The sequence below is a fragment of the Paenibacillus dendrobii genome (assembly GCF_009807035.1).
Taxonomy (GTDB): Bacteria; Bacillota; Bacilli; order Paenibacillales; family Paenibacillaceae; genus Paenibacillus_AQ; species Paenibacillus_AQ dendrobii.
The window spans coordinates 1772627-1791298 of the sequence record NZ_WUBI01000001.1 but is presented as its reverse complement, the minus strand read 5'-3'; the positions used below and the strand labels follow the sequence as shown (position 1 = coordinate 1791298).

At 48.3% G+C, this 18672-nt stretch carries 15 protein-coding genes; all 15 read left to right on the top strand.

Annotated elements, in window-relative coordinates; translation table 11 throughout:
- The first annotated feature begins 29 nt into the window (after positions 1-29).
- The 15 genes from rpsB (at position 30) to infB (ending at position 18666) form a co-directional block, all read left to right on the top strand.
- Entirely contained in the window at positions 30-728 is a 699-nt protein-coding gene (gene rpsB, locus GRF59_RS07735; RefSeq protein WP_160497016.1) for a 30S ribosomal protein S2, read from the top strand.
- 200 nt (positions 729-928) lie between these two features.
- A complete protein-coding gene (tsf, locus tag GRF59_RS07730; RefSeq protein ID WP_160497015.1) occupies positions 929-1579 on the top strand; it encodes a translation elongation factor Ts in 651 nt (216 codons plus the stop codon).
- A gap of 292 nt (positions 1580-1871) precedes the next feature.
- Positions 1872-2600: a UMP kinase gene (pyrH, locus tag GRF59_RS07725; protein WP_136604734.1), complete on the top strand. Its 729-nt coding sequence runs from the start codon at positions 1872-1874 to the stop codon at positions 2598-2600.
- Complete coding sequence (gene frr / locus GRF59_RS07720; protein WP_160497014.1) at positions 2600-3154, top strand: ribosome recycling factor; 555 nt, start codon at positions 2600-2602, stop codon at positions 3152-3154. Before pyrH ends, frr begins: the two co-directional genes overlap by 1 nt.
- Positions 3155-3226: 72 nt before the next feature.
- Positions 3227-3994, top strand: coding sequence for an isoprenyl transferase (locus tag GRF59_RS07715; RefSeq protein WP_160497013.1), 768 nt, complete (start codon positions 3227-3229; stop codon positions 3992-3994).
- A 20-nt stretch (positions 3995-4014) separates the two neighbouring features.
- On the top strand, positions 4015-4815 hold the full coding sequence (locus tag GRF59_RS07710) for a phosphatidate cytidylyltransferase (protein WP_160497012.1): 801 nt from the start codon (positions 4015-4017) through the stop codon (positions 4813-4815).
- Positions 4816-4833: 18 nt separating this feature from the next.
- Positions 4834-5973: a 1-deoxy-D-xylulose-5-phosphate reductoisomerase gene (locus GRF59_RS07705; protein ID WP_160497011.1), complete on the top strand. Its 1140-nt coding sequence runs from the start codon at positions 4834-4836 to the stop codon at positions 5971-5973.
- A gap of 277 nt (positions 5974-6250) precedes the next feature.
- The gene (gene rseP, locus GRF59_RS07700; protein ID WP_160497010.1) at positions 6251-7522 is read left to right on the top strand and encodes an RIP metalloprotease RseP; all 1272 of its coding nucleotides are present in this window, start codon (positions 6251-6253) and stop codon (positions 7520-7522) included.
- 30 nt (positions 7523-7552) lie between these two features.
- Entirely contained in the window at positions 7553-9001 is a 1449-nt protein-coding gene (gene proS, locus GRF59_RS07695; protein WP_160497009.1) for a proline--tRNA ligase, read from the top strand.
- A gap of 165 nt (positions 9002-9166) precedes the next feature.
- Entirely contained in the window at positions 9167-13483 is a 4317-nt protein-coding gene (locus tag GRF59_RS07690) for a PolC-type DNA polymerase III (protein WP_160497008.1), read from the top strand.
- 228 nt (positions 13484-13711) lie between these two features.
- On the top strand, positions 13712-14173 hold the full coding sequence (gene rimP / locus GRF59_RS07685; RefSeq protein ID WP_160497007.1) for a ribosome maturation factor RimP: 462 nt from the start codon (positions 13712-13714) through the stop codon (positions 14171-14173).
- Between the two features lie 132 nt (positions 14174-14305).
- Entirely contained in the window at positions 14306-15403 is a 1098-nt protein-coding gene (nusA, locus tag GRF59_RS07680) for a transcription termination factor NusA (protein ID WP_160497006.1), read from the top strand.
- Between the two features lie 27 nt (positions 15404-15430).
- Complete coding sequence (gene rnpM / locus GRF59_RS07675; RefSeq protein WP_160498183.1) at positions 15431-15739, top strand: RNase P modulator RnpM; 309 nt, start codon at positions 15431-15433, stop codon at positions 15737-15739.
- Positions 15732-16055 (top strand): YlxQ family RNA-binding protein, encoded by a 324-nt coding sequence (locus GRF59_RS07670; RefSeq protein ID WP_127607335.1) that lies wholly within the window; start codon positions 15732-15734, stop codon positions 16053-16055. Before rnpM ends, GRF59_RS07670 begins: the two co-directional genes overlap by 8 nt.
- Positions 16048-18666: a translation initiation factor IF-2 gene (gene infB / locus GRF59_RS07665; protein ID WP_160497004.1), complete on the top strand. Its 2619-nt coding sequence runs from the start codon at positions 16048-16050 to the stop codon at positions 18664-18666. The genes GRF59_RS07670 and infB overlap by 8 nt, the downstream gene beginning before the upstream one ends.
- The last annotated feature ends 6 nt before the right edge of the window (positions 18667-18672 follow it).

Below are 18672 nucleotides of genomic sequence, written 5' to 3'. Positions count from 1 at the left end.
ATAAAACCAAATTTAGGAGGTGTGTGAAGATGGCAGTAATCTCCATGAAACAGCTTCTCGAAGCTGGTGTTCACTTCGGTCACCAAACTCGTCGTTGGAATCCGAAAATGGATAAATATATCTTCACTGAAAGAAACGGAATTTACATTATCGACCTGCAAAAAACAGTTAAAAAGGTCGAAGAAGCTTTTAACTTTGTTAAAAGCGTAGCCGAAGAGAATGGAACAATCCTGTTCGTCGGTACGAAAAAACAAGCTCAAGACTCCGTGAAAGAAGAAGCAGAACGTTGCGGAATGTACTACATCAACCAACGTTGGCTCGGCGGAACTTTGACTAACTTCGAAACCATCCAAAAACGTATCAATCGTTTGAAAGAGCTTGAGAAGTGGGAAGAAGACGGCACTTTTGCTGTCCTGCCTAAAAAAGAAGTTATCCTTCTCCGCAAAGAGAAAGATCGTCTTGAAAAATTCTTGGGCGGTATCAAGAACATGAAAGGCCTTCCTAGTGCCCTCTTCATCATTGATCCTCGCAAAGAGCGTATCGCAGTTGCCGAAGCCCGCAAATTGGGTATCCCAATTGTAGGTATCGTTGATACAAACTGTGATCCGGACGAAATCGACTACGTTATTCCTGGTAATGACGATGCGATCCGTGCCGTAAAACTGTTGACTGGCAAGATGGCTGACGCAGTGGTGGAAGCTCACCAAGGCGAAGAAACAACTGCCTAAGTCAAGCAGATAAGCAGTATAGATATGAATTAAATGAAAAGGGTGGTTGGTAGGTGTATAACCTCTCACTGCCCTTTTTTTAAGATGTAAGAAGAACTGCTTCGGTAGACTCAGCTTCTATATATCTAAGAACAAAGCGCCGCTGAACGCGGCCCTGGCAAACTAAAAATTAATGAACAACTTTTTGGAGGGAATATTCCATGGCAGTTAGTGCTAGTGCGGTAAAAGAGCTTCGTGAAAAAACAGGCGCAGGTATGTTGGATTGCAAAAAAGCGCTTGAAGAAGCAAACGGTGACATCACCAAAGCAATTGAAGTTCTTCGTGAAAAAGGTCTTGCTGCAGCAGCAAATAAGGCTGGACGCGTAGCAACTGAAGGCGTTGTTGAATCTTACATTCACGGCGGCGGACGTATCGGCGTTCTGGTTGAGATCAACTGCGAAACCGACTTCGTTGGTAAAACGGATCAGTTCAAGGAATTCGCACGCGACATCGCAATGCATATCGCAGCTTCCAATCCTCGTTACGTAGCACGCGAAGAAGTGCCTGCTGAAGAGATCGAAAAAGAAAAAGAAATCTTGAAGGCTCAAGCTCTGAACGAAGGCAAGCCTGAAAAGATCGTTGAAAAAATGGTTGAAGGCCGTATCGGTAAATACTATGAAGAATTCTGCTTGCTTGAGCAATCCTTCATCAAAGATCCGGACAAAACCATCGCTACATTGCTGAAAGAAAAAATCAGCACCATCGGCGAAAACATCTCGATCCGTCGCTTTGTTCGTTACGAGCTGGGCGAAGGCATGGAGAAAAAAGTGGATAACTTCGTTGAAGAAGTTATGGCTCAAGTTAAGAACTAAGCAAGCAATAAGCGGCAATAACGCTTGAATACACAGTGAACATTAAAGAGCGGAACACGCCAGTGTTCCCTCTTTTTTCAGAGATCAGAACGTATTGCTTTCCGTAAAATACCGCCCTGATCTCGTAAGAAAAACATCCGCTTTCAGGCTATTAACGCCTGCATCGGAAGTTTTTCTTTAGAGTATGAGAATGACATCAGTTCTGGTATGCTCTGCCTGTAGAGCAGGAAGCAAAGACGGTTTCTTAAACTGGCACCAGACAGGTGCTGTCTTAAAGTGGAGGGTAAACATTTTGAAAGAGCCTATATTTAAACGAGTTGTCTTAAAGGTCAGCGGTGAATCTCTCGCAGGCCAAAACGGATACGGCATTGATGCGGTAACCATCGCATCCATTGCTGAACAAGTGAAAGAAGTTGTGGAACTGGGCGTACAAGTCGCTATTGTTTGCGGCGGCGGGAATATCTGGCGTGGTATCGCAGGCAGCTCAAGCGGTATCGATCGCGCAACGGCCGATTACATGGGGATGCTTGCTACGGTCATGAACTCGCTTGCACTTCAGGATGCACTGGAGCAAATTGAAGTTCCGACACGCGTACAGACTTCCATTGCCATGCAACAGATTGCTGAGCCTTATATTCGTCGCAGAGCCATCCGCCATCTGGAAAAGGGCCGTGTCGTCATTTTTGCGGCAGGTACAGGCAACCCGTTCTTCTCGACGGATACAACAGCGGCGCTGCGCGCAGCTGAAATTGAAGCCGAAGTCATTTTAATGGCCAAAAACAAAGTGGATGGCGTATATTCCGCTGATCCTTTCAAAGACAGCACGGCAGAAAAGTATGAGCAGCTGACTTATCTGGACGTACTGAATAAAAACCTGGGTGTGATGGACTCCACAGCATCCTCCTTGTGTATGGATAACAATATTCCGCTTATCGTATTTGCGATTACCGAGCAAGGAAACATTAAACGGGTCGTTCAGGGAGAAAAAATCGGAACGATCGTTAAAGGGAGTGTAGACTAATGCCTCAAACGGTGAAAAAACACGCGGAAGAGCGCATGGATAAAGCAATCTCCGCTTTGAAAAGAGATCTGGCGACATTGCGTGCCGGACGTGCTGCACCTGCACTTTTGGACCGGATACAGGTGGAATACTATGGAGCAATGACTCCGCTGAACCAGTTGGCTAATATCAATACGCCGGATTCGCGTACGCTTATGATCCAACCTTGGGATAAATCTTCGTTGTCGGATATCGAAAGAGCAATCATGAAATCCGATCTCGGATTGACGCCTGCCAATGACGGGAATACGATTCGCCTTGTCATTCCAGCGTTGACTGAAGAACGCCGTACAGAATTGGTTAAACTGACCAAGAAGTTCGGTGAGGAAGCGAAAGTAGCTATTCGTAACATTCGCCGCGATGCCAACGATGACATCAAAAAAATGGAAAAAACCGATATATCTGAAGATGAATCCCGTCGTCACCAGGACGACATCCAAAAAACGACGGATAAATTTATCGCGGAAGTCGACAAAGTGCTCGTAGCTAAAGAAAAAGAGATCATGGAAGTATAAGAGACTTGCGGCCCCTCCTATTATGGTGGGGTTTGTGTCTTTTTTTGCAGAAACCCGCATGGAGGAACTAGAATGATCAAACGAGTTCGATCGTGGTGGACACGGGAAGACAAAATACAACCGCCAGAGCGATCAATGGACAATGTTCCTGAGCATGTCGCCATTATTATGGACGGTAACGGACGCTGGGCGAAAAGCCATGGACTGCCGCGCTTTATCGGGCATCAAAATGGAATGAAGGCTGTAAAACGGACAACGATTGCCGCAGATAAGCTGGGAATCAAATATTTGACACTGTATGCCTTTTCGACGGAAAACTGGAAACGTCCTAAGGACGAGGTCGATTTTCTGATGCGATTGCCGCAGGAATTTTTGGCTATTGAGCTGGATGAATTGATCGAGAAAAATGTTCAGGTCCGAATGATGGGCGACCGAGAAGGTCTTCCTTCCTATACGATTAACGCGATGGAAGAGGCTGTGCGCAAAACGGAAGGCAATGACGGACTGGTGCTCAATTTTGCGCTGAATTATGGCAGTCGGAAGGAAATCACTGACTGCATGCGCGAGTTGGGACGAAAGATCAAAACGGGCGATTTGAACCCGGACGACATTACACCGGAAATGCTGGGTCAACATATGCTCTCCAGCGGAATTCCGGATCCGGACTTGATCATACGTACCAGCGGTGAAATGCGAATCAGCAACTTTATGCTGTGGCAGATGGCATACAGCGAAATGTGGTTTACCGATATATACTGGCCTGATTTCAACGAACAATATTTATATGAAGCGGTCGCTGAATACCAACGCAGGACGCGGAGATACGGCGGCCTGACTTAGCCTGATGGAGGAGAGAATCGTTGAAACAACGACTGATTACCGGAATTATAGCTGGAGTTGTTTTTTTGGGATTTTGCCTGCTTGGAGGTCTTCCGTACCATCTCATCGTCCTGGCGATGGCAGTGATTGGATATTATGAATTCGTGCGGATGACAAAGGTTTCTCCATTTGGCGGTACGGCACTGCTTGGATATCTTGGCATACTGATGTTCATGTTTCCATGGAAGCTGCTAAACGTCGAGTTTCCGCTGTCATGGGATCATGCGATTTGGATTCTTATGTTTCTGTTCATGCTGGTGACGGTCCTGACCAAGAATAAAATCGGAATCCAGCAGTCAGCTATGCTGTTTTTGGGTGCCGTTTATGTCGGAGTCGGCTTTTTCTATATTGCCGACTCCCGAAACGCACCGGATGGTCACGGATTGTTCTGGACCTTCCTGCTGCTCGTATCGATTTGGGCCAGCGACGCAGGAGCTTATTTCGTAGGGAAGTGGATCGGTAAGAACAAGCTTTGGCCTGCGATCAGTCCGAATAAGACCGTCGAAGGCGCGCTTGGCGGTATTGTCATATCCATGATCGCTGCGGTGTTCTTCTCTGTTTTGTCCGGCGGAGTTCTAAGCTTAGGGAGAGCCATTGCGATCGGACTGGCTTGTGCGGTAGCCGGACAGTTGGGTGATTTGATACAGTCAGCATACAAACGCGTATATGGCATCAAAGACTCCGGAACGCTCCTGCCGGGGCATGGAGGGATTCTTGACCGCTGTGATAGCTGGATTATCGTTTTTCCTTTTGTACATATCGTCATGCTGATGCCTTATTAACACGAGAGAAGGTTCGTTATGAAGAAGATTAGCGTGCTCGGCTCCACGGGCTCGATCGGAACGCAGACACTGGACGTAGTGGCGAAGCATTCTGACCATTTTCAAATCGAAGGTCTTGCGGCAGGAACCAACATTTCGTTGCTGTTGGAACAAGTACGCAAGTTCAGACCGCGGAAAATTTCGGTTGCGAATCGAGAGTTGGCCGAACAAGTTAAGACAGAGGTTCCGGCCGATACCGAAGTATACTTCGGGGATCAAGGCTTGATCGAAATTGCAGCGGGTACAGATGCGAATATGGTCGTGACGGCCGTCATGGGCAGCCTGGGGCTGCCATCTACGCTGGCTGCCATCGAAGCCGGGAAAACGATTGGACTTGCCAATAAGGAAACGCTTGTAACGGCTGGACATATTGTCACTGCACTTGCGAAGAAAAAAGGCGTTGACCTGCTGCCGATTGACAGCGAACATTCGGCTATTTTTCAATGTTTGAATGGCGAGAACCGCGGTGATCTGGCAAGTATTACGCTTACCGCTTCCGGCGGCTCTTTCCGTGATCGGACGCGTGAAGAATTAACACGGGTTACGGTCGAGGATGCCCTGAAGCATCCAAACTGGTCCATGGGCGCCAAGATCACGATCGACTCGGCGACCATGGTGAATAAAGGACTGGAAGTCATTGAAGCTCACTGGCTGTTCGATCTACCCTATGAGCAGATTCATGTTCTTCTGCACCCTGAGAGCATCATCCACTCCTTTGTGGAATTCAGAGATACGAGTATCATTGCACAGCTTGGCAATCCGGATATGCGTGTACCTATTCAGTACGCGCTTACGTATCCTGAGCGGTGGGAATCCCCCTCGCAGCGGTTGTCGCTCGCCGAAGTGGGCAAGCTTCATTTCCGCGAAATGGACTTCGAACGGTTCCCTTGTTTAAGACTGGCTTATGAATGTGGTAAAATGGGTGGTACAGCTACAACCGCATTTAACGCTGCGAACGAGGTAGCTGTTGCGCGGTTTTTGCGCAAGGAGATTTCATTTTTGCAAATTGAGGATATTATCGAAAGAGTGCTAGATCAGCATCACAACATTTCAGAACCTGAACTTTCGGAGATCGAGGAGTGCGACAACCGCACTCGGGAAGCCGCGGCTAAGCTGTAAAAAAGGCGCGCGGGGATGGATTAACCGTAAGTGACCCACTCTTCTCCCTTATCTAAAAAATGACTCAAAAGTGATTCTCTTGTGCGGGGCCGGAGAATAATGATAATCTATATAGACTGAATCGAGAGACGAGCCTTACAGCGAAATCGCAGCAGAAGGCGTGAGGGAGTAAACAATCCTTTGCCGGATAATCATTCATTCTATGAGAATCAATCAAAGTGATTGGTTCACGGATTAGGAAGCTTCGGTCTTAGACAATAAAGGGGGATGCGACGATTTGGAAATGGTGCAGGTAGTATTCTTAACGGTGCTCATGTTTTTCGTCATCGTGACCGTGCATGAGTGGGGACATTATTATTTCGCCAAACGTGCCGGTATATTGGTTCGGGAGTTTGCGATCGGTTTCGGTCCGAAACTGTTCTCTTATAAACGCGGGGAAACTCAATTCACTCTTCGCCTGCTTCCTTTCGGCGGTTATGCCCGCATGGCCGGCGAAGATCCCGAACTGGTGGAAATTCACCCGGGTCAGACGGTCGCCATCAGGGTCAAAGATGGTGAAGTGAAAAAGATTTACCTGGATCAGCTGGATAATCGGAAGAATGTGATCCGAGGCGAAGTCGAATTCATCGATCTTACGGAAAGTCTTAAAATTAGATTTGATGTGGATGGTGAGATTCAGCAGTATCCCGTTCATCCGCAGGCCATGCTCGTATCCAAATCCCAGGAAACACAAATTGCTCCGCGGGACCGCCAGTTTGCCAGCAAAACAGTAGGGCAACGGGCTATGTCTATATTTGCAGGCCCGCTGATGAATTTCATCTTGGCGTTTGTTCTGTTCGGCATTCACTTGCAAATGGCGGGAATTCCTTTGGATAATCCGACCTATGTTCAGATCGGTGAAGTTTCAAAAGGAATGCCGGCAGCAGAAGCGAATCTGAAGAAGGGCGACATCGTCGATACCATTGACGGTGTGAAGATCGGGGCCGACTACGAGAAGATGATTGATTTGACTTCGAAATCCAAAGGCAAACCGATGCAGTGGACAATCCGTCGCGGAGAAGAAGTTTTCAACGTGACACTGACACCTCGGACAATGGAAGGTCAAGAAGGCGGCAAGGTCGGGATTACCCCCCAGCTCCCTACTAGAAAAGCCGGATTCGGCGAAACCTTTACCGGAGCGGGAACGGCGATGGTTGATACGACCAAGATCATTTTCCAAGGCTTTGGTCAACTGATCAAGCAATTCAATATGGATGATATAGGCGGACCGGTTCGGACCTTTGAAGTGACGGGGCAAATCGCCAAACAGGGGATTGTCCAGCTGACGTACTGGGCTGCGATCTTGAGCTTATATCTGGGAATATTCAATCTGCTTCCAATTCCGGCAATGGACGGAAGCCGACTGGTTTTCCTGGGAGTAGAGGCTGTTCGCGGGAAACCGATTGATCCAAGCCGGGAAGGCATGGTACACTTTGTGGGCTTCGCGATGCTTTTCCTATTAATGATAGCAGTAACCTACAACGATATATTGCGATTAATCAACGGATAATTGATGATACTTGGGAGGAAATCCATTTTTATGTCAAACGATAAACAATTTGTGACTGAGATTACGCCGCAGGGAGAAGATTTTTCCCGCTGGTATATCGATGTTATTAAAAAAGCAGAACTCATGGATTACTCGCCCGTCCGCGGCTGCATCGTATTCCGTCCGGACGGTTATGAAATTTGGGAACATATCCAACAAGAGATGGACCGTCGCTTCAAAGCAACGGGTCACCGCAATGCCTATTTCCCGCTCTTCATTCCAGAAAGCTTCTTCCAGAAGGAAAAAGAGCATGTTGAGGGCTTTAATCCTGAGCTGCCTTGGGTAACCGAAGCAGGCGGCGATAAGCTGGAAGAGCGTCTGGCGATCCGTCCGACTTCAGAAACGATGTTTGGGCATATGTATTCGAAATGGATCCAGTCTTATCGTGATCTGCCGGTACTGATCAATCAATGGGCTAACGTGGTAAGATGGGAAAAACGTACGCTGCCATTCCTCCGTACGAGCGAGTTCTTGTGGCAAGAGGGCCATACCGCTCACGAGACAGAAGAAGAAGCACGCGAAGAAACGATGAAAATGCTCGAAGTCTATCGCGACTTTGTTGAAGAATATTTGGCCATTCCGGTCATTACAGGTCAGAAGACACCATCCGAGAAATTCGCGGGTGCCGTGGATACCTTCTCCATCGAAGCGATGATGAAGGATGGACGGGCGGTTCAAGCGGGAACCTCTCATTATCTCGGAACCAATTTCGCGGTAGCTTTCGACATTCAATATTTGAGCCGTGAAAATAAACAGGAATATGTGCATACGACGTCCTGGGGTACAAGCACACGTCTGATTGGTTCGATCATTATGGTGCACGGAGATGACCGCGGTCTAGCTCTGCCACCTAAAGTGGCTCCGACTCAAGTCATCATGGTTCCGATCGGACCGCCAAAAACCTGGGAGGCTGTTGTCGGCCGCACGGACGAGTTGTTCGCGGAGTTGAAAAAAGCGGGCGTACGCGTTCGTGTCGATGACCGCAGCGATGTGCGTCCAGGCTGGAAATTTAACGAGTATGAAATGCGCGGCGTTCCGGTTCGTCTGGAAATTGGACCGCGTGACATGGAAAACGGCGTCTGCGTGCTTGTTTCGCGGATTAGCGGCGAGAAAAAAGTGGTGCAGCAGGCGAACCTTGTTGAAGAGGTTAATGCAATGCTGGATCAGGTACAGCGCGAAATGTTCGACCGTGCCAAGCAGTTCATGACAGACAACTTCTATTCGGTAGATACGCTGGAAGAAATGAAGTCAAGCATGGAAGAAAAACGCGGATTCTCTTTGGCCGGCTGGTGCGGTTCTTCTGAGTGCGAAAGCAAAGTTAAGGAAGAAACAGGGGCAACAAGCCGGAACATTCCATTTAGCCCTGCGGAAGAAAAACACACCTGCCTGGTATGCGGTCAGCCTGCCAAGCATACGGTCGTTTTTGCCAGAGCTTATTGATGCATGTTGTATGACTGCTCCCGTTGTAACAGCCGGAAGCGGAAATGAGGAATAAACAATGAAAAGCTTCTGCCAGAAGTAGGCCCGGTGTGTTGTGAACCCGGAAGTTATGACTGGGTTCAGAAGCTTTTCATTTTTAGCTTAACGAGCAAGGGGGAAGAGAACATGGACAAGTCTGATGAGCAGAGAAAACGATTTGAACTTCTGATGAAACAGGGTGAAATCCCCCCCGGACTAATTGATCCTTATTTTTTGGATGGATACATCGAACAGGTTGAAACGAGCCGCAGTAATCAGGAATGGGTGGTTTCCATCATTAAGGAGACGCTGGTACCTGCTGAAGTCTATCGTAATTTCTGCCTGAAGCTCCGTGAAAAAATGCAGCATATTGCCAAGATTTCATTTGTTTTTAAATACATTGCTGCTGTCGATCGCGAAGAAATTATTAATACTTACTGGAACTTGTTCCTTGAATGGATTCACAGAGAGGTTCCCTCGGTCAACGGATGGATGGCCAGAGCGTCTCATGAGCTTGACGGGGACGTGCTTCTCGTTACCATGACAGATAATACCTCGCTGGAGCTCGCACGCAAGAAACAGATTGATCAAGCCATTATCCGTTTTTATCAGCAGTATTTTGATCTCCCGCTACGCGTTAAAGTCCAGGCTGGTGAAGTCAGCAGGGATGCATATGAAGAATTCCAGCAGAAGAAGCTGCAGGAAGAGCGGGAAGTTATCCAGCAAATGATCACCAACATGGAAGCGGAAGCACGCAGCGCAGAAGATGACGGTGAAGAGGTTAGGCTGCAGGTGGGCTATGACATCAAGGAGCAGCCTGTGCCGATTCAAGAGATTCAGGATGAAGAGAAGAAGATTACGATCCAAGGTACCATTTTTGGACTGGATAGTAAGGAACTCCGCAACGGCAGCACCCTGTTTATGTTCAACCTCACTGACTTCAGCGATTCGCTGCAAATGAAAATGTTTGCGAAGACGAAGGAAGATCTGAAGATTATGAGTCTTCTGGCAAACGGCAAATGGGTGAAAGCACGCGGACGCGTTGAATATGACCGGTTTATGCAGATACCTGAACTTGTGATGATTCCGTCGGACTTGGCAGAGGTGCAAGCACCGCCAGCCCGAAAAGACAGCGCACCGGAGAAACGTGTGGAATTTCATTTGCACTCGACCATGAGTACGATGGATGCGGTAACGCCGGTGGACCAATATATCAAAACAGCAGCCAAATGGGGACATAAAGCGATTGCCATTACTGATCATGGAGGCGTTCAGTGTTATCCCGACGCTGCCAAGGCAGCAAAAAAGAACGGCATCAAAATGATCTATGGTGTAGAAGCCAATGTGGTGAATGACTCCGTTCCGGTCGTGATGCAGCCGCAGCCGATTGAGCTAAAATCTGCGACCTATATCGTGTTTGATATCGAGACCACGGGCCTGTCCATTACGAACAGTAAGATTACAGAGCTTGCTGCCGTCAAAATGTATGAGGGTCAAGAGATCGATCGGTATGCCACTTTCGTTAATCCTCATGAAAAGATCCCGTACCATATCCAGCAGCTGACCAATATTACGGATGAAATGGTGAAGGATGCGCCTGATCTGGAACCGGTGCTGCAAGAATTCGTGAAATTTATCGGCGATGGCATCCTGGTGGCACATAATGCAAGGTTTGACGTGGGCTTTATCCAGGCTTCTTTGAAGGAGTACGGTATGCCGACACTGGACAATCCGGCCTTGGATACGCTGGAACTGGCTCGTTTGCTTCATCCAAGCATGAAGAATCATCGGCTGAATACTCTGGCTGATAAATACAAGGTACTTCTGGAAAGCCATCACCGGGCGATTGACGATACGATTGCACTGGCCGGCATTTTGAACGGACTTTTGGCTGATGCCGAGAAAATCAAGGGGCTCACGATGCTCGACCGTCTGAATGATTATGTCGGTAAGGACTTGTCGAACACCCGGCCATTCCACTGCGGAATCTACGCTTTGAACATGACGGGAAAGAAAAACCTGTTTAAGCTGATTTCGATGTCCCATACCGAATATTTCAAACGGGTACCGTGCATACCGAAATCCAAGCTCGAGGCAATGCGGGAAGGGCTTTTGATTATATCCGGCTGTGAAAAAGGCGAGTTTTTTGAAACCGTGCTGAACAAGACCGTGGAGGAAGCCATTGAAGTGGCTCAGTTCTACGATATTCTTGAAATCCAGCCGCTGACCATGTATATGCATTTGGTAGACAAAGGTCTGGTGGGCAGTCCGACAGAGCTGAAGACGGCCATCAAAACGATCTGTGATATCGGCGATAAGCTAAGCAAGCCGGTCATTGCTACCGGCAATGTGCATTACCTTAACCCTGGGGACAAGCTGTTCCGGGATATTACGATTCATGGCATTACCGGGTTCAGCCCGCTCAAGGATATCCGCAAGCCGGATGCGCACCTGCGCACAACGGATGAGATGCTGGAAGAGTTTGAATTTCTGGGCAAGGACAAGGCTATGGAGGTCGTTGTCAAGAATACGAACGATTTGGCTGACCGGTTCGAAGAGCTGGAATTGTTCCCTGACAAGCTCTTTACGCCAATTATTGAAGGTGCGGATGATGAAATCCGGAATACCTGCTATGAAACAGCAAGATCGATTTATGGGGAAGAGCTTCCTGAGGTAGTCATTGCCCGTCTGGAAAAAGAGCTTGAACCGATTATCAAATACGGCTTTTCGGCCAACTATCTGATCTCGGAACGTCTGGTTAAAAAATCGAACCGGGACGGATATTTGGTTGGTTCCCGGGGGTCTGTCGGATCATCCGTCGTCGCAACGTTCCTTGGTATTTCCGAGGTTAATCCGCTGCCGGCGCATTATATATGTCTGAACGAAGAATGCAAATACAGCGAATGGTTCCTTGATGGCAGCGTCCCAAGTGGATTCGACCTGCCGGACAAGACTTGTCCGCATTGTGGGAACAACCTGAAGGGTGAAGGACAGGATATTCCGTTTGAAACCTTCCTTGGATTTAAAGGCGATAAGGTTCCCGATATTGACCTTAACTTCTCCGGGGAATATCAACCGCAAGCTCATAATTACACCAAAGAAATTTTTGGTGAAAAATGCGTTTTCCGGGCCGGTACCATTGGTACGGTAGCGGAAAAAACGGCATTTGGATACACGAAGAAATATGAGGAAGATCATCATCAAAAATGGCGCGGCGCGGAATTAAGCCGTCTTGCGGCAGGCTGCACCGGCGTGAAACGAAGCACCGGCCAGCATCCCGGCGGTATCGTCGTTGTTCCGGATTATATGGAAGTCGAAGATATTACTCCTGTTCAATTCCCGGCAGATGATGTCAACGCGGAATGGAAGACCACACACTTTGATTATCATGCCTTCGATGCGAATCTGTTGAAGCTTGATATTCTGGGTCATGATGATCCGACCATGATGCGGATGCTGCAGGATTTAACGGGTGTAGACCCGACGACCATCCCGATGAACGATCCGAAGGTAATGAGTATGTTCAACTCCACCGAAGCGCTCGGCGTGGAGCCGGGTCAAATTCGGACGCCGGTGGCTACGTACGGCGTGCCGGAGATGGGTACCAAGTTTGTGCGACAGATGCTGATCGAATCAAAGCCATCTTCTTTCGCGGATTTGCTGCAGATCTCGGGTCTGTCACACGGAACGGGCGTATGGCTTGGCAATGCACAGGAATTGATCAAGAACGGCACTTGTAACATCAAGACGGTTATTGGTTGCCGGGATGACATCATGTTATTTCTGATCTATAAGGCGGGCATGGATGCCAGTCTTGCCTTTAAGATTACGGAAAGCGTTCGTAAGGGGAAGGGTCTATCGCAGGAATGGATCGATGAGATGAAGAAATGCAAAGTTCCGCAGTGGTACATCGACTCCTGCTTGAAGATCCAGTATATGTTCCCGAAAGCCCATGCTGCCGCATATGTTATTTCAGCGGTTCGTACAGCATACTTCAAGCTGTACTATCCAATCTATTATTACGCGACATATTTCTCGGTTCGCGCAGAGGACTTTGATATTGAACTCTGCTGTCAGGGCTATGATGCGATCAATCGTCAAATCAACGAGATTGAGCAAAAGGGCTTCCAGGCAACGACCAAAGAGAAAAGCATGCTTTCCGTTCTTGAAATGGCACTCGAAATGACAGCTCGTGGCTTCAGCTTCAAGAGCATTGACCTGTACCGCTCCGAAGCAACTCGCTTTATTGTGGACGAAGATTCGCTGATTCCGCCTTTCTCGGCTATGCAGGGCATTGGAGACAACGCCGCCCGCAATATTGCAGCAGCACGTGAGCATGGAGAGTTTCTCTCCATTGAAGACTTTCAGCAAAAGTCCAAGGCGAGTAAGTCCATTATTGAATTGCTTACGCAATTGGGCTGCTTCCGCGGTCTTCCTGAGAGCAACCAGCTCTCCTTGTTCTAGAAATACAGGAAAAGATAGACGTTTTTCAGAGGGGCTTGACAAGGCAAAAAGGACTCGTATCCCTTGCCGTGTCTGGAAGCAGTCAAGGAGAGATACTTGTCAGTGTTGCCAGACTATGTTATAATTTTTTTGGCAATCATGGAGATAAAACCGTTGTTTAAAGAGTGGGGCGACCCACTCTTTACTCTTTGGTATATAGGATATTGAAAGTCTTGGAGGTAATAATCTTTGAGCACACCGAAGATCAAGGCAATTGTAGAAGAAATGGTCCAGCCATTTATGGATGAGCATAACTTTGAACTTGTTGACGTGGAGTATGTTAAGGAAGGCAGTAATTACTTTCTGCGCGTATACGTTGACAAGGAAGGCGGCATTGACATTGATGACTGCGGCATGGTCAGCGAATACCTGAGCCAGAAGCTGGATGAGAATGATCCTATTCCAACCGCTTATTTTCTGGAGGTATCCTCCCCTGGCGCCGAACGTCCGCTGAAGAAAAGCGAAGACGTGGCCAAAGCTGTAGGCAAAGATGTATTTGTTACAGTGTACGAGGCGGTTGACGGTCTGAAGGAATTCGAAGGCCGGCTTCTTTCGTTTGAGAACGAAGAGCTTGTGATTTCTGCGGGCAAGAAGCAATACACCATTCCGTATGCAAAAGTTGCCAGTGCCAGACTGGCCATTATTTTTTAAATCTAGGAATTAAGACTTTGCACCAATTGCAAATTCCTGGATTTCTGTCGCGAAACGTAAGCTTCACCTGTCAATGACGGCGAAGCCGTTTACGCTTAGGTGCATGGTGATGAAAGGGGGAACTGATTTCCAATGAGTATGGATTTTATTGAGGCAATGAATGAACTTGAAAGAGAAAAGGGAATCAGCAAAGATATTCTGTTTGAGGCCATCGAGGCTGCGTTGATTTCAAGCTACAAACGCAATTTTAACACGGCGCAAAATGTACGTGTCGATATGAACCGCAACACAGGGGTAATTAAAGTGTATGCCCGTAAATTGGTTGTGGAGGAAGTGCTGGATCCGCGCACTGAAATCTCCGTGCCTGCCGCTAGAGAGATCAATCCCCATTTTCAATTGGAGGACATCGCTGAAATCGAAGTGACACCACGTGACTTCGGCCGGATTGCTGCACAAACGGCAAAACAGGTCGTTACTCAGCGCATCCGTGAGGCAGAACGCGGCTTGATCTACAATAAATTCGTGGATAAAGAAGAAGATATCGTAACCGGTACTGTACAGCGTCAGGACCTGCGTAACTTCTATGTCGATCTCGGTAAAGTTGAAGCTGTTCTCCCCCTTGGCGAGCTGATGCCAAATGAGAAATTTAAGCATGGCGACCGGATCAAGGCCTACATCACCAAGGTTGAAAATACCACGAAGGGCCCGCAAATCATGCTGTCCCGCACGCATCCGGGCCTACTGAAACGTCTGTTCGAGCTTGAAGTGCCTGAAATTTTCGACGGCGTTGTTGAGATCCGTTCGGTTGCGCGTGAAGCGGGCTTCCGATCCAAAATTGCGGTGTATTCCCGCAATCCGGAAGTGGATCCAGTAGGTTCCTGCGTTGGACCGAAAGGACTTCGTGTGCAGACCATTGTCAATGAGCTGCGCGGAGAAAAAATCGACATTGTTCGTTTCTCGGAACAGGTGGAGGAATATGTGGCGAATGCCCTGAGCCCATCCAAGGTTCTGGAAGTGATCGTGTTTGAAGAAGAAAAAATGGCACGCGTGATCGTGCCCGACTACCAGCTGTCTCTGGCTATCGGCATCAAGGGCCAAAATGCCCGCCTTGCGGCCAAGCTAACGGGCTGGAAAATCGATATTAAAAGCGAGAGTCAGGCGGAACAGGAATTCGGCAGACCGAAAACTTCCTCGGCTGAAATGCATCAGGATTCCGTCTCCGTCGATTAATATTAAGAGGACGGGGGTTACGCCATGATGAAGCAAAGAAAAGTGCCGCTGCGCAAATGCGTGGCGTGCCAAGAGATGATGCCGAAGAAAGAACTGATCCGCATTGTGAAGACACCGGAAGACGAAGTGCTGATAGACCTGACTGGCAAGAAGTCAGGTCGCGGAGCCTACCTGTGCGGTAAAGTTTCATGCTTTAAGCTGGCACAAAAAAACAAGTCACTGGACCGTGCCCTGAAGCATCACGTGAAACCGGAGATTTATGAACAACTCGCCGAGGATTTTATCTCGGTGGAGGATGAATTCCTGGCGGTCAAGGAAAGCTCAGGCGATGAATAAATTCTTCTCCCGCCTCGGTCTTGCCATGCGTGCGGGAAAGATTCAAACCGGTGACGAAATTGTGCTGAAAGCGATACGGTCCTCTGAAGCAAAGCTAGTTATACTTGCGGGTGACGCCTCAGCAAATACACAGAAAAAGTTCCGTGACAAATGTGGAACATACAACATCCCTCTGGTGATCGGATTTGACCGCGAAAGTCTGGGCACAAGCATCGGTAAACCCGAAAGGGTTGTGCTCGCAATTACGGATCAAGGATTCGCAGAAATGATCTCCAAAAGCTTGGAGATAATGTCGGAGGTGGAGTATATTGAGTAAACAAGACAGTAAAGATAAACTGCGTGTGTACGAATATGCCAAATCACTAAATATGAGCAGCAAAGAAATTATTACCATCTTGAAGAGACTGAATATTCCCGTGAACAATCATATGAGCGTGATGGAGAATGATTCGGTTTCAAAAGTGGAACAATTTTTTCGAGATATCAAATCGAATGCCGCTGCGAAAAGAGAAAGCGGGGAAGTTCAAACGACAGCTAATACATCTTCTATAAAAAATGACAATCGGGCAGATAAGAATCAGGGAAGCAGGCCAGCAGGACAAAGCCAACCCCAAAAACAACAGGAAAAGCAGGTAAGTATGAATAATAAATCTAATCAAACCACACAAAATGGTTCGCAAAGAACCCAGGGCGGGCAGGATTCCCGTAGAAGTCAAGGCGGAGCTCAAGGCGGGCAGTCAAGCAGCAGACCGCAAGGCCAGCATAGTGGAACAGGTAACCGCAGTCAGTCAACAGGTTCAAATACGGGCAACCGCAGCCAGGGATCATCCCAGGGCGGACGTCCGCAAGGTTCCGGCCAAGGCGGTGCCAACCGTGGTCCAAGCGGACAACAATTCGGAGGCCAGCGCCCTAGCAACAATCAGGGACGCCCTCAGCAATCCGGAAATCGTCCTCAACCAACGGGAAGCCGTCCTGAAGGTGGCGCGTCAAGCGATAACCGCGGTGGCAACCGTAATCAGAACTCTAACCAAAACCGCGGCAAAGGCGGGGGCTCCAGACGGTTTGAAGACGGCAACAATAAGTCCGGTTCATTTAACCGTAATAACAATCGCGGCGGCAAGAACAACAGAGGCAGACAGCAAAATCAGCCTCCACGCGAAAAAATCGACAACACGCCGAAGAAGATTATCGTTCGCGGCACGATGACGGTTGGCGAAACTGCCAAACTTCTTCATAAGGATGCTTCCGAGGTTATCAAAAAGCTCATTCTCATGGGCGTTATGGCAACCATTAACCAAGAGCTTGATATTGACACGATCCTGCTTCTCGCCGGGGAATTTGGCGTAGAAGTTGAAGTGAAAATCGTCGTAGAAGATGATCGCTTCGAAACAACGGAAGAGAATGATGAGCCAGAAAATTTGAAAACCCGTCCGCCAGTTGTTACCATTATGGGTCACGTTGACCATGGTAAAACGACGCTGCTGGATGCGATTCGTTCCACAAACGTAACGGGCGGCGAAGCAGGCGGAATCACGCAGCATATCGGTGCTTATCAGGTTGAAATCAACAACAAAAAGATTACCTTCCTCGATACACCGGGTCACGAAGCTTTTACGGCCATGCGTGCTCGTGGTGCTCAGATTACGGATATCACCATTATCGTTGTTGCAGCTGACGACGGTGTCATGCCGCAGACAGTGGAAGCGGTGAACCATGCGAAGGCGGCAGAACTGCCAATTATCGTAGCGGTGAACAAAATCGATAAACCGGATGCGAATCCGGATAAAGTGAAGCAGGAACTGACAGAATACGGATTGGTTCCGGAAGAGTGGGGCGGCGATACCATTTTCGTCAACGTTTCGGCGAAGCAGAAAATGGGACTTGAAGACCTGCTGGAAATGATTTTGCTCGTATCCGAGGTTAACGACTACAAAGCCAACCCGGACAAACGCGCACGTGGTGCGGTTATTGAGGCCGAACTTGATAAAGGCCGCGGTCCTGTAGCCCGGATTCTGGTTCAACATGGTACTCTTAAAGTCGGAGACGCCTTTGTAGCAGGCAACTGTTTCGGACGCGTTCGTGCCATGGTTAATGATAAAGGACGCCGTCTGAAAGAAGCAGGCCCGTCTACGCCTGTGGAAATCACCGGTTTGACAGAGGTTCCTCAAGCGGGCGATCCGTTCATGGTATTTGAAGATGAGCGTAAAGCACGTTCGATCGCCGAGAAGCGTTCCATTACCCAGCGTCAATCCGATCTGGGCAGCAATGTGCGCGTGACGCTGGATGATTTGTTCCAGCATATTAAAGACGGCGAAATCAAAGATCTGAATGTGATTATTAAAGGTGACGTTCAAGGTTCGGTTGAAGCGCTGAAAGGCTCTTTGGCTAAAATCGAAGTGGAAGGCGTGCGCGTCAAGATCATTCACAGTGGTGCCGGTGCCATTACGGAATCCGATATCATCCTGGCGGCTGCATCGAACGCAATCGTAATCGGCTTTAACGTCCGTCCAGATCCTCAAGCAGGCGCTACAGCTGAGCAAGAGAAAGTTGATATTCGTCTGCATCGCGTCATTTACAATGTCATTGAAGAAATCGAGCAAGCGATGAAAGGCATGCTGGATCCTGAATATAAAGAAGTGGTTATCGGCCACGCCGAAGTCCGCAACCTGTTTAAAATCAGCAAAGTGGGCACCATTGCCGGCTGCATGGTCACTCAAGGCAAAATTACGCGTAACGCCGAATTCCGCCTGATTCGCGAAGGCATCGTTGTTCATGAGGGCAAAATTGACACGCTCAAACGCTTCAAGGATGATGCCAAAGAAGTTGCCCAAGGCTATGAATGCGGTATTACCCTTCAGGGATATAATGACCTTAAAGAAGGCGACGTCATCGAGGCATTCATCATGGAGGCCGTTGAGCGCAAGTAGGTAAAG